Below are 11,846 nucleotides of genomic sequence, written 5' to 3' on the forward strand. Positions count from 1 at the left end.
AAAGATATCCCGTCTCCTTCCGAAGAAGGAGGAAATGACGACCCGCAGACGGTTCCTCCTCCCGGCCGTATCCGGTACAATGGCATCGGAGCCGTCCGCTGCAATCCGTTCGGCTCCGGAAATTTCCTATCAGGAGATGAGGTGATGCTGATGGAACCCGCAGCGATCAGAAGTTTCGCCGAGCTGGATTCCGCCGGCCTCGAGCAGGCCGCGGAAGTGTTCGTGGACAGCTACCGGAAGGAGCTCGAAGAGGTGTCCCGCGATCGAACCGTCCTCGCCCGGCTGATCAAGCAATCGTTCGTGAAGCAACAGTTCTACGCGGCGATCCAAGACGGAAGAGTGGCCGGCATTATGGCCTATTCCACGAACAAGACCCGTTCCCAGCGGTTCGACCGAAGGGAGCTGCAGCAAGCCGCCGGGCGTTTCAAAGGATGGCTGCTGCACGGCATATTCGAGAAGCAATTTCATGCGCCGCTCGAACTCGGGGAGGACGAGTGCTATTTGGAAGCCGTCGCGACGGACCCGGCCTATCGGGGCAAAGGAATCGCCACGGCGCTGCTCAATCATTTGCTCGAACATTTGCCGTATCGAGTATTCACGCTTGAAGTCGTCGATACAAACGTCAAGGCCATACGGCTGTACGAGAAGCAGGGCTTCTCCGTATTCAAATCGAGGAAGCAGAGATGGTTCCGCAGGCGGCTCGGCTTTAACGAGCGTTTATATATGAGAAACAGGATCTCCCGCTGAGGCGGAAGGTCCTTTTTTTTTCGTGCTTGAAGCCTTTATAAGAATCGTAGATGCATAACGGTCCGTCATAATTTTCCCCATTTTGGAAATGGTAAGAAAAAGAATTCGATGCCGGGGGATGTTATGGGCGCACTAACGAAATTTATCCGCAACCTGTTCGACAAGAGCGGATCTTCTCAACAGCCGGAAGACGGGCGGGAGCCGGAGCGGCTTGATCCGGATGTAAGCCGTAATTTCTCGAAGATCAGACAAGCCTTCGGCAACAGCAAGGATGTCGTAACCGCCCTCATCCGGGACGGCGATCTGGATTCGGGAAACGTAGGAATCGTGTTCCTGGAAGGCTTGGCGGATCCTTCGGTCGTCCATGAGATGATCAAAGAGCCGCTTATCAGGACGGTCAAGGCGTTCCGACAGGAAGCGGACCATGACCGGCAGGACAAGTTGGCCTTCATCCAAAATAACGTCCCGGCCGTCGAGGATTCGGAACCGGCAGCCGATTTGGAGGCCGTCTATCATGCGATATTATCGGGTGAGACGGTCATATTGGCCGATGGCTGCCCTTACGGTCTGATTGCGAGTTCATCCGGGGGCAAGGAACGCGGCGTTGAGGAGCCGACGACGCAATCCGTCGTCAGAGGACCGCGGGAAGGCTTTACCGAGTCCATACATACGAATATTTCGCTGCTCCGCAGAAGAATCAGAACCCCGCAGCTCTGGCTCGAGACGATGACGATCGGCAAATTCACGCAGACCGGGATCGGAGTCATGTACATTAACGGAATCGTTAACGAGAAGGTGGTCGAAGAGGTAAGACAACGGCTTCAACGCATCGAAATAGACGGCATCCTGGAAAGCGGTTATATCGAGGAGCTGATTCAGGATGAGACGTTTACGCTGTTTCCTACCCTGTACAATTCCGAGCGGCCCGATGTCATCGCGGCCGGACTGCTTGAGGGACGCGTCGCGATCCTCGTCGACGGAACCCCGTTCGCGCTGCTTGCGCCCGCATTGTTCGTCCAATTTTATCAATCGGCGGAGGATTATTATCAAAGGGCCGAGTTTGCGACGTTAATTCGCATGTTAAGGTACGGCTGCTTCTTCATCTCCCTGCTTGCGCCATCGCTCTATATCGCGATCACCACCTTCCATCAGGAGCTGCTTCCGAGCGCTCTGTTGTTCTCTCTGGCCTCGCAGCGCGAAGGTATTCCTTTCCCGGCTTTCGTTGAAGCGTTCATTATGGAGGTCACCTTCGAAATTCTTCGCGAAGCGGGCGTGCGGCTTCCGAAGACGGTCGGACAAGCGGTCTCGATCGTAGGTGCCTTGGTCATCGGCCAGGCGGCCGTCGAAGCGGGCCTCGTATCGCCGGCGATGGTCATCGTGGTGGCTATCACCGCCATTTCGAATTTCGTCATTCCCGCCTTCAATATGGGCATATCGATCCGAATTTTGCGGTTTGTTCTCATGATCTTCGGCGCCACCTTCGGCTTGTTCGGCGTGATCGTCGGCGTGATCGGCGTCGTGCAGCATCTATGCAGCTTGCGCTCCTTCGGCGTTCCGTACATGACGCCGATGGGACCCTTCATCGTAGAGGATCAGAAGGACGTCATTCTCCGGTTTCCCCAATGGGCGCTGTTCGCCAGGCCGCGGCTAATGAGCAAAAATAATCGAATTCGAGAACGCAACGCTCCGACAACAAGGCCCGAACGGAAGTCGAACGGAGGAGCGTGAGTAAGATGAGAAAATATTGCGCATGGCTTGGACTGCTTACGGTCGGAGCCGCCGTATTGCTAGCAGGATGCTGGGATCGCCGTGAATTGAACGATCTGGCCATTGCCGTAGGAATGGGGCTTGATCGGCAGGGCGGTCAGACGCAGGTTACGGTTCAAATCGTGAATCCGGGCGAGGTGGCCTCCAAAAAAGACGGGGGAGGCTATAGTCCGCCGGTAACGACGCTGAAAGTCGCGGAATCGACAACGATCGAAGCGTTAAGAAAGCTGACGGTCGTGGCGCCAAGAAAAGTCTATATGTCTCATTTGCGTATTCTGGTTATCGGCGAGGGCTTGGCCAGACAAGGGATTCTGAAGGTCATGGACGGGATATCGCGAAACCATGAGCTTCGCAGCGATTTCTACATCGTCGTCGCCAAAGGGACAACGGCCGGACAAGTCATGAAAATATTGACGCCGATCGATAAAATTCCGGCGAACAAAATGTTCAGCACGCTGGAGATGTCGGATAAGCTATGGGCGGCCACCGTAAGCATGCAATTGGATAAATTCATATCCGACTTGTCGAATCCGACGAAGGATACCGTGCTGACGGGCATCGTCATTACCGGAAACGGAAAAAGCGGTCAATCCAAAAAAAACATGAGCCGCATCTCGCCTTACGTCAATCTGGCTTATTCGGGCGTCGCCCTGTTCAAGGAGGATAAGCTGGTGGATTGGCTCAACGAAGAAGAGGCCAAGGGCTACAACTATATTATGGGAAACGTAAACAATTCAGCCGGCCATATCGCCTGTCCCGGTGGAGGAACGGCGGCGCTGGATATTACCCGCTCGGAATCAAAAGTAAAAGGCAAGGTGGCGCGAGGACAACCGAGCATCCATATCGATCTATTCGTGGAGCAAAATATCGGTGAGGTTCGTTGCGAAGTCGATCTGATGAAAGAGGCGAATATTCAGGCGCTGGAAGAGATCGCGGAAGAGAAGCTCACGCAAATGATGAAAGCCGCGATCAGGAAAGCGAAAAAAAATAAAGCGGATATTTTCGGGTTTGGCGAAAAGATCGAGGATGCCGATCCGAAATCGTGGAGGAAGCTGAAGAAGGACTGGGACGATTATTTCTCCCGATTGGACGTCTCCATTCAAGTGAACGCAAAATTTCGACGCATGGGTACGACTTCGAATTCATTGCTGGACCGAGAGGAGTGACGGGAGGCCGATGTGGACGGTAGCGGGAATTTTGCTTGCAAGCGGCTTTATTTTGTACCTGGAAGCGCCCAATCTTGCAAGAAACGCAATGATGAAGGAATTGGGCATTTTTTTGATCGTGCTGCTCATCGGAACGGCGGTCGGCATCATGGAAGCGGTCAAGCTGCCGATACCGAATCCGTTGACGCTCATTACGGCGATCCATAAGCCGATCAGCGATATGATGAACGCATTTTTGAAATAGAGGTGGGTTTGCATTGATTGAAAAAGGAAAGATCGGCGTCCATCAGTTTACCGTGTTGACGATACTGTTCACGGTAGGGAGTTCCATCCTTATCGCGCCTTCCGGTCTTGCCCACGCAGCCAAGCAGGACGCTTGGATAGCCGCGGCTGTCGGGCTTGCGATCGGTATGGGCATGGTCTTCTTCTACAACAGGCTTACCGTCCGGTTTCCGAATACGACCTTGGTCCATTACAGCCGGGAGGTGCTCGGCAAGTGGGCGGGAGCGATCGTTTCGTTTCTATATTTTTGCTATTTTTTCATTCTCGCCGCCCTGGTGCTGCGGAATATCGGCGATTTTTTGACGACGCAGGTGATGCCGAACACGCCTATCCAGTACATTCACATTTTCTTCCTGCTCGTCATTATCACGGGCATCCGCAGCGGCATCGAGACCTTCGCCCGTACGGCGGAAATTTTCTTTCCGTGGATGATCTTCTTTTTTCTGATCATGGTGTTTCTGCTGCCGGCGAAATTTGATATTCACCACATAACCCCCATACTTGGATACGGAATCAAACCGGTTATCAAGGCCTCCCTGCCGATGATAAGCACCCCGTACATGGAGCTTGTCATCTTCTTGATGATCTTTCCGTTTATTAATAACGCGCCTAAAGCCAGAAAAGCGTTTTTGACCGGCGTCCTGATCGGAGGGGTGCTGCTTATTATCATTTCCGCCTTATCGATTCTGGTCTTGGGCGCGGATTTGACGGCGAGGCAAATGTATCCAAGCTACAGCTTGGCGAAAAAAATCAGTATCGGCAACTTTCTGGAAAGGCTCGAGGTCATCATGGCGGGAATTTGGTTCATAACGATCTACTTCAAGCTCGGAATCGCCTTCTACGCATCCATCATGACCTTCGCCGAATTATTCCGCATGAAGGATGCGCGGCCGCTGTATTTGCCTTTCGGCATGATCCTGATCGTGCTTTCCGTCATCGCCTATCCGAACATAACGAGTTTTGTCAGCTTCGCCTCCAAAATTGATTTCCCCTACTCCTTCCCGTATGCGGTCGTATTTCCCTTGCTGATCTGGATTGTGGCGGTCATTAGAAAAAAGGGCCAAGCGTAGCCCTTTTTTTGCGTATTCGTCCATCAATGAGGCATCCGCATTGTTTTGTGAGGCAAACCTCATGGATAGGCAGGCAGTCATTGAGCATCGTTGGATTAATGAGGCAAACCTCACTTGTCATGAGGCTGGCCTCACGGGGAATGAGGATTGCCTCATTAATTCGTAAAAGCACCCTGTCTTCTATCAAAATAGTAAGTTTCGGCTCATAAAGGATGAAGGTGTCCTCATCGTTCGGGTCGGGAGGCGGCAGCAGGCAGCCCTAAGGGGCTACCTGTACTTGGCTGACGCCCGGAAATCGCTCGGCGATTGGCCGGTCTCCTTATGAAAGAGCCGCGAGAAGTAATGGACCGAACGGAAATGGTATTTGGCCGCGATATCGGTAACGCTTAAGCGGGTGTGCAGCAGGTCTTCCATGGCGCGCCCGATCAGGAAGCGGTTCCGGTATTGTACGGGCGAGGCGCCGGTCGCTTTTTTGAACATTTCGAAGAAGTAGCCTCTGCTCATGTTCAACCGCCCGTAATAGTCCGACAAGGGCTTGTCCTCTCCGCTCAGCAGATCCTGCTCCATCTTGTCCAGTATCCCGCTTATCCGCGGATCGGGAATATGCGCATCCTTTAGCATGAACTGCAGGAAATAAGCGATGAACGTTTGAAAATTGCGCTGCGACGTCAAGTTGCGGATGAAGGTACGCCCGGTCGTGTATTCGCCCGTTTTGTAGAAGCTTTGGAACAGGTCGATCCATGTCCGCAGCGAATCGACCTTCGCCGCCTCGGGGATCGGATAAGGGAACGGGGCGCCGACGAGACTTTCCACCAGCAGTTCGGGATTGTAGCAGATGAAATGGGCCCATTCGGACAGCGAACGTCTGTCCACGTAGCTCCAATCGAAGTAGCAGCACACGTGGACCATCGGCTCGCGATCGTCGGCGATCCATTCATGGGGCTGTCCGGCCGGGATGTAGACGAGCGAGCAGGGGCCGGTCTCGTACGTTCTTCCGAGCGTTTTCAATACGCCGAATCCTTCGCTGATCAAATAGATGGAGCTGGCGTAACAGATTCTCTCCGCGCTCGTTTGCCCCTTGGAGAAGGGATAGCGGGTCGCGTAATAGACGTAAGGGTGCAGCGACGAAAAATCCACAGGTGAACGCCTCCGAATTCTAGTCGTAAATTTACCTGACGATTGTGCAAATAAATGACGGCTTGCTAAATACATCGGTCCGCAATTCGGATAAATTGATAGGGTAACGACACGATTATCCGAGGAGTGATCCGATTGGAACCGAATCCTTATTTGCTGACTGACGAACAAATGGCCCAGTTTATTGCGAAAGGCTATCTGGTGCTGCATAACGATATTCCGGACGAGCTGCACCAGGGCATCATGAACCGGATTAACGGCGTGCTGCACGAGGAAGGCAATCCGGGCAACAACATTTTGCCGAGAGTGCCCGATATCCGCAAGCTGTTCGAAACGCCGGTCGTGAAAGGCGCGCTGACCGGCATTCTAGGTCCCGGCTATTACATGCATCCGCATCGGCACTGCCATTACAACCGGCCCGCGGATCAAAATCCGGGCGGCGGAAATTGGCATAAGGACGGCTATTGGAGCGCGATGCGAAGCCACCGTCCTTGGTGGGCGATGATTTTCTATTATACGCAGCCGGTAACGGAAGAGCTAGGCCCGACCGCCATTATGCCCGGCTCGCAGTACGACGAGCGGTTCCCGGGAAACGACAAGCCGTTTCTGCTGCCGACGGGGCCGGCGGGCACGATGGTGCTCGTCCACTTCGATTTGTGGCATAAGGCGTCGCTGAACACGTCGAATGCGGACCGGTATATGCTTAAGTTTCAATTCGCGAGGCTGAAAGCGCCGACCGCTCCAAGCTGGAACAACCGTTCAGCGGCGTTTCCGGCCCCTGCGGATGAGGGCGATTCCCGCATTCATCTATGGACGGACGTGTGGCGCTGGCTGAGAGGAGAGAGCGGCGCGAACGGCGCCGGGGAGCGGCCGTCCGGCGAGCGTGCCGTCCAGGAGCTTGCCGCCCTGCTGAACGATGCCGACGGACGGGTACGCGCCGATGCCGCAAGCGAGCTGGGCCTGCTCGGCGGGGAAGCCATCGCGGCAAGCGCGAAGGTCGCGAAGCTGCTCGACGACCCGTCGGAGGCGGCCGCTTCGAATGCCGCTTACGCGCTCGCGAAGCTGGGCGAAGCGGGCGGCCGCGAGCTGCTGGAGGCGGTGCGCTCCGGCTCGCGCGTAGCGGCGCGGCATGCGGCATACGGCATACGGGCTGCAGGCCGCCGGCCGGGCGGAAATCGCCGGGCTGCTAGAGCTGCTGGACCACCCGGACGACGGCCGGCGGGCGCTTGCCTGCTTCGCGCTTGGCATGACGGGCGGCAAGGACGACCGCGTCGAGGCCGCCTTGATCCGATCGCTAGCCGATTCGAGCGAATGGGTGCGGCGGAACGCGGCCGAGTCGCTCGGCCTGCTGCTGGCGCCTACCGGCCGGGCGGTGACCGCGCTGATGAGGGCGCTTGCGGCATCGCTAGCCGAGGAATCGGCGTCCGCCGAGAAGGACCCGGCCAGCGAATACGCCCCCTCGCAAGGCTATATCCGCAATAAAATCGGCTATACGGCCGCGCTGTCCCTGCTTCGAATCGGCGGGCACGCCGCCGCCGGCGGCACGGTCGGCGTGCTGGAGCGGGCGCTTGGAAGCGCCGACCGCTACGTGCGCGCTTATGCCTGCGAGGCGCTGGACCATCTGCGGACGGCGGAAGCGGTGGACGTCCTGCTGCGCTATTACCGCTCGGCAAGATGGTGTCCCGACACGACCAAAGCGAGCACGTTCTGAGGCAAAAAAGAAGGAAGACCCGGCATCGCCGAGTCTTCCTTCTTCTTATAACCCTTTGCCGCCGACGGGGCGCAGCCGGATCGGATTATCCACACTGGCGATGATCGGCCGGGCGCGCTTGATCTGCTCCATCGCGGCTTCGTTCTTCAGCGAGGCGGCATGCGCTTCGGCGTTCGTCCACAGCTCGGTCACCCATACCGCGTCAGGTTCCTCGTCCGATACATTGACGATATACAACAAACAACCCTCGTAATCGCGAAGCCCCTCGGCCGCTTCGAGCAAAATTTGAACGAGCTCGTCCCTTTTGCCCGGCTGCGCCGTCAGCTTCCCGTACATCGTGAACTTTTCCATTTCGTCCCACACTCTTCCTCTCAAGTTAAATGGTCCGAGCGCATCGAATCGTAGTGCGCCGCGATGCCCGCGCTTACCTCCGCCATCTTCCCGATCAGCTCGTCCGGTTCGAGAATGGTTAGCGCCTTGCCGTACGGCAGCAGAAAGTAAGGCACGTAGCGCATCGAGGAGCCGCTCAGCTCGAATGTCGCTTCGCCGTCTTTACGCTCCTTCATCGCATGGCCGAACATCCAATGCCGGCATAATTCGTTCAGCGCCTGCTCGGCCGCGCGAATGCGAACCGTCAGCAGGCCGCTCTCGCCGGTCGCCCCGGGAAGCAGGCCGCCCATAAGGAACTGCTTGGCGGAAAATTCGGCGGGCTTCTCGAAATGCCGGTCCATGAGCGACAAGCCCGCGATGCGGTCCACGCGGAAGCTTCGCGGCTGCCCGCGGTACCGGCAAAACCCGGCCGTATACCAATGGCCCTTCCAATGAATGATGCCGTAAGGGTCGAATTCCCGATCGCTGGGACAATCGGCGCCGGCGCTTTCGTACGCCATCCGCAGCGACCGGCCTTGCGCCGCGGCTTCCTCCAGTATTTGGAGATAACTCATGACGCGGTCGTCAACCGGCGGCTGGATGACGGATATCCCTTCGCCGTGGCGCTCCATGTGGCCCAGCTGCTTCTCGTTTGCGTACCGCTTCAGCTTGTCGATGGCCCGGTCCAGCGCCTCCGTAAACGGATAGCCGGCTTCCCGCGCGAACGTCGAGGCTTGCACGAGCGCCTTCTGTTCGTCCATGTCGAACAGGAGAGGCGATTCGGCGAAGCGCCCGAGAATGCGATAGCCGCCGTTCGGGCCGGAATCGGCGATGATCGGCGCCCCGCTGGCGCATAGGGAGTCGATGCAGCGATATACGGTACGCACGTGAATTTCCAGCTCGTCCGCCAGCTGCTTGGCGGTCATCCGCTTGCCCGATTGGAGCAGCCACAGAATGGCGAGCATGTTATCCGCCTTGGACATGTCGAGGATTCCTTCCCGTCATGAATGTCTTGGATTCGTTGCTTCCATTATAGCGGCTTCACTTTAAAGGCGCCATGCCCTGCCTGATCCATGACTCGTAGGTCGGGCCGTACACTTCCGGAAGCGTTATGCCGGCCTGGCGCATCAAGACCGTCATCTGTCCCCGGTGATGAGCCTGGTGCATGACCGTAAACCGCAAGGATGCGCCGTTCGCCCACTGCTCGCCCATAATCTCCGCCGTCGCCCGGAGGCTTGCGTCGTCCCACTGCGTCATGACCGCCTGAAGCATCGACTCGCTCGTCTGCCGGTACCGCTCCGCGATCACGGCCGCGGAAGACGGGGCTTCATCGCCCTCCGGCGGCCCCTCGAAGGCGAGTCCGAGCGACGCCATATAATGTAGGGACGCGACGAGATGCCAGGCGATCTGCCCCAGCGTCCGCCGGTTCGGGGCGACCTCCCGCGACAAAGCTTCATCGGTCAATGCGTTCATGACGGCTTCGGTCAATTTGGCCTCTTGCGCCCATTCCGAAGCGAATTGCTCCAATTTCTCGTACATGCCAATTCCTCCATTCGATTGATCGCTTGCTTTCAAAATGGAGTATACATGTCAATCCCTGACAGCTACGGTCAGCAATATTAATTTAAAATGAAATTTACCATGGAAATGTTTGTATCGCGATGTTTCTTGCACTATAATTGCTTAGTATGGTCACGGGCAGACATACAAATATAGATCGCGAAAGGCGCGGAGGTTGCTTTCCAAAGCGATGATTGCCGCGCGAAAGTTAAGGAGGAGAGAGAATGAATACGGCTGGTACGGCAACCGCTGCCGCTCCCGAAGAGCTTGGGAACGTGAAGCGGCTGCCGATTTTGATTTCGATTATTATCGGGGCGTTTTTTTCCATATTGAACGAAACGCTCCTCAACATCGCGTTTCCCGAGCTGCTCGTCGAGCTTCAAGTATCGGCTCCGACGCTCCAATGGCTGGCAACCGGCTACATGCTCGTCGTCGGCGTGCTCGTTCCGGCTTCGGCGCTGCTTGTGCAATGGTTTACGACGAGGCAGATGTTCCTAGGCGCGATGACTCTATTTACCGTAGGCACGCTCGTATGCGGAACCGCGCCCGAATTTTCGTTCCTGCTGGCCGGCCGCTTGCTGCAAGCCGCGGGCACCGGCCTCATGCTGCCGGTCATGATGAACACGATTCTCGTGCTGTACCCGCCGGAGAAACGGGGGGCCGCGATGGGCAGCATCGGGCTTGTCATCATGTTCGCCCCGGCCATCGGTCCTACGCTGTCCGGACTTATTCTCGAATCGTTTGAATGGCGCTGGTTATTTTACTTCGTGCTGCCGTTCGCCGTTTTCTCGATTATTTTTGCGTCCATCTATTTGAAGAACGTATCGACGGTTACGAAGCCGAAAGTCGACGTCGTGTCGCTCATCCTGTCCACGATCGGCTTCGGCGGCATCGTCTACGGCTTCAGCAGCTCGGGCGAAGGCCACGGCGGCTGGTCGAGTCCGGAAGTTTACGGCACGGTGGCCGTCGGCGGGGTCGCGCTGCTCCTGTTCGTGCTTCGTCAGCTCCGACTAAAGGAGCCGCTCATGGATCTGCGGGCGTTCAAGTATCCGATGTTTACGCTGACGACGCTGCTGCTCATCATTCTTATGATGACGCTGTTCTCGACGATGTCGCTGCTTCCGTTCCTGTTCCAGGGCGCCCTATTGATGACGGTATTCGCATCGGGCTTGCTCATGCTGCCGGGCAGCTTGCTGAACGGCCTTATCTCCCCGCTGACGGGCAAGCTGTTCGACAAGTTCGGGCCGAGGGCGCTCGTCATTCCGGGAACGTTGTTCCTCGCCGTCATTATGTGGTTCTTCACGCAGGTGTCGGGCGAAACGTCCAAGACATCGTTCCTCATTCTGCATATCTGCCTAATGGTCGCGATTTCGATGATCATGATGCCGACCCAGACGAACGGCTTGAATCAGCTGCCGCAGCGGTATTATCCGCACGGCACGGCCATTCTGAACACGCTGCAGCAGGTTGCGGGCGCGATCGGCGTCGCCTTGTTCATCGGCATCATGACGTCCGGACAGCGCTCCTTCCTGGAGGAGTCCTCCGATCCGACGTCTCCCGCACAAATGTCCGAAGCGATGGTGTCCGGCGTGCATAACGCCTTCGTCGTCGGCTTCGCCTTTGCGATCGCGGCTCTCGTGCTCTCGCTATTCATCAAGCGCACGAAGGCGCAGGCGGAATAGAAGCTTCGCCCGCCGCTATCGTCAATCGAAAATCCCTTGCCGTTCCTTGAGCGGCAAGGGATTTTTTTGTTCGAATATAAGAACTTATATGTTTTGCACTAATAAATGAGCTTCTATTTCATCGCGAAACGAGCTTATGCCGCCAAAGGACGGCACAGAACCGAGCTGCGCAAGATGCAGCTAGCGGTTCGTGCGTAACGTCAGCCGTTTACACTTGGCCAATTCCGGCTCAAAAAAAGTGCAGTGTACATATTGACATATCAAGTCATTCTGTATAATATACTATTTGTAAGCGCTTATATCAATACACATAACAACATGGCAACATAGAATGGCTCGGGAGGGATAGGCTGCG

General features: G+C 56.3%; 11 protein-coding genes and 2 pseudogenes. 9 read left to right on the top strand and 4 right to left on the bottom strand.

The window, feature by feature from the left end; all coding sequences use genetic code 11:
• Positions 1-144 precede the first annotated feature (144 nt).
• The 5 genes from IDH41_RS02065 to IDH41_RS02085 all read left to right on the top strand — a co-directional run bounded on the left by IDH41_RS02065 (position 145) and on the right by IDH41_RS02085 (position 5,032).
• Positions 145-747: a GNAT family N-acetyltransferase gene (locus IDH41_RS02065; RefSeq protein ID WP_190857843.1), complete on the top strand. Its 603-nt coding sequence runs from the start codon at positions 145-147 to the stop codon at positions 745-747.
• Between the two features lie 123 nt (positions 748-870).
• Positions 871-2,475, top strand: coding sequence for a spore germination protein (locus tag IDH41_RS02070; RefSeq protein WP_190857844.1), 1,605 nt, complete (start codon positions 871-873; stop codon positions 2,473-2,475).
• 5 nt (positions 2,476-2,480) lie between these two features.
• A complete protein-coding gene (locus tag IDH41_RS02075; RefSeq protein ID WP_190857846.1) occupies positions 2,481-3,680 on the top strand; it encodes a Ger(x)C family spore germination protein in 1,200 nt (399 codons plus the stop codon).
• Positions 3,681-3,690: 10 nt separating this feature from the next.
• On the top strand, positions 3,691-3,924 hold the full coding sequence (locus tag IDH41_RS02080; RefSeq protein ID WP_190857847.1) for a hypothetical protein: 234 nt from the start codon (positions 3,691-3,693) through the stop codon (positions 3,922-3,924).
• Positions 3,925-3,937: 13 nt separating this feature from the next.
• Complete coding sequence (locus IDH41_RS02085; RefSeq protein ID WP_190857848.1) at positions 3,938-5,032, top strand: GerAB/ArcD/ProY family transporter; 1,095 nt, start codon at positions 3,938-3,940, stop codon at positions 5,030-5,032.
• Between the two features lie 267 nt (positions 5,033-5,299).
• Here IDH41_RS02085 and IDH41_RS02090 read toward each other — a convergent pair whose 3' ends face one another.
• Positions 5,300-6,169, bottom strand: a complete 870-nt coding sequence (locus IDH41_RS02090; protein ID WP_190857849.1) for an AraC family transcriptional regulator — start codon at positions 6,167-6,169, stop codon at positions 5,300-5,302.
• A gap of 384 nt (positions 6,170-6,553) precedes the next feature.
• On the opposite strand from IDH41_RS02090, the pseudogene IDH41_RS31135 reads away from it, so the two are divergent.
• The 3 genes and pseudogenes from IDH41_RS31135 to IDH41_RS31720 all read left to right on the top strand — a co-directional run.
• Positions 6,554-6,805: pseudogene (locus IDH41_RS31135) on the top strand (HEAT repeat domain-containing protein); the annotation flags it as partial.
• Positions 6,806-7,298: 493 nt separating this feature from the next.
• Positions 7,299-7,514: pseudogene (locus IDH41_RS31715) on the top strand (HEAT repeat domain-containing protein); the annotation flags it as partial.
• A 39-nt stretch (positions 7,515-7,553) separates the two neighbouring features.
• The gene (locus IDH41_RS31720) at positions 7,554-7,880 is read left to right on the top strand and encodes a hypothetical protein (RefSeq protein ID WP_263364552.1); all 327 of its coding nucleotides are present in this window, start codon (positions 7,554-7,556) and stop codon (positions 7,878-7,880) included.
• 45 nt (positions 7,881-7,925) lie between these two features.
• Here the strand turns inward: IDH41_RS31720 and IDH41_RS02100 are convergent, their stop codons facing one another.
• Genes IDH41_RS02100 through IDH41_RS02110 form a run of 3 tightly spaced genes read right to left on the bottom strand, consistent with a single transcriptional unit; the run spans position 7,926 to position 9,788 of the window.
• On the bottom strand, positions 7,926-8,231 hold the full coding sequence (locus tag IDH41_RS02100) for a putative quinol monooxygenase (RefSeq protein ID WP_190857850.1): 306 nt from the start codon (positions 8,229-8,231) through the stop codon (positions 7,926-7,928).
• Positions 8,232-8,251: 20 nt separating this feature from the next.
• Positions 8,252-9,232 (bottom strand): helix-turn-helix transcriptional regulator, encoded by a 981-nt coding sequence (locus tag IDH41_RS02105; RefSeq protein ID WP_190857851.1) that lies wholly within the window; start codon positions 9,230-9,232, stop codon positions 8,252-8,254.
• Between the two features lie 58 nt (positions 9,233-9,290).
• Positions 9,291-9,788 carry a DinB family protein gene (locus IDH41_RS02110; RefSeq protein ID WP_190857852.1) on the bottom strand — a complete coding sequence of 166 codons (498 nt, stop codon included), beginning with the start codon at positions 9,786-9,788 and terminating at the stop codon, positions 9,291-9,293.
• Positions 9,789-10,033: 245 nt separating this feature from the next.
• Between IDH41_RS02110 and IDH41_RS02115 the strand changes: the two genes are divergently transcribed.
• Positions 10,034-11,491: an MDR family MFS transporter gene (locus IDH41_RS02115; RefSeq protein ID WP_190857853.1), complete on the top strand. Its 1,458-nt coding sequence runs from the start codon at positions 10,034-10,036 to the stop codon at positions 11,489-11,491.
• Positions 11,492-11,846: the final 355 nt, after the last annotated feature.

The sequence above is a fragment of the Paenibacillus arenilitoris genome, assembly GCF_014705655.1.
Lineage (GTDB): Bacteria > Bacillota > Bacilli > Paenibacillales > Paenibacillaceae > Pristimantibacillus > Pristimantibacillus arenilitoris.

Coding starts and splice junctions, on each gene's coding strand:
- IDH41_RS02065 (WP_190857843.1), top strand. CDS start 145: ATGCTGATGGAACCCGCAGCGATCAGAAGTTTCGCCGAGCTGGATTCC.
- IDH41_RS02070 (WP_190857844.1), top strand. CDS start 871: ATGGGCGCACTAACGAAATTTATCCGCAACCTGTTCGACAAGAGCGGA.
- IDH41_RS02075 (WP_190857846.1), top strand. CDS start 2,481: ATGAGAAAATATTGCGCATGGCTTGGACTGCTTACGGTCGGAGCCGCC.
- IDH41_RS02080 (WP_190857847.1), top strand. CDS start 3,691: ATGTGGACGGTAGCGGGAATTTTGCTTGCAAGCGGCTTTATTTTGTAC.
- IDH41_RS31720 (WP_263364552.1), top strand. CDS start 7,554: ATGAGGGCGCTTGCGGCATCGCTAGCCGAGGAATCGGCGTCCGCCGAG.
- IDH41_RS02100 (WP_190857850.1), bottom strand. CDS start 8,231: ATGGAAAAGTTCACGATGTACGGGAAGCTGACGGCGCAGCCGGGCAAA.
- IDH41_RS02105 (WP_190857851.1), bottom strand. CDS start 9,232: ATGTCCAAGGCGGATAACATGCTCGCCATTCTGTGGCTGCTCCAATCG.
- IDH41_RS02110 (WP_190857852.1), bottom strand. CDS start 9,788: ATGTACGAGAAATTGGAGCAATTCGCTTCGGAATGGGCGCAAGAGGCC.
- IDH41_RS02115 (WP_190857853.1), top strand. CDS start 10,034: ATGAATACGGCTGGTACGGCAACCGCTGCCGCTCCCGAAGAGCTTGGG.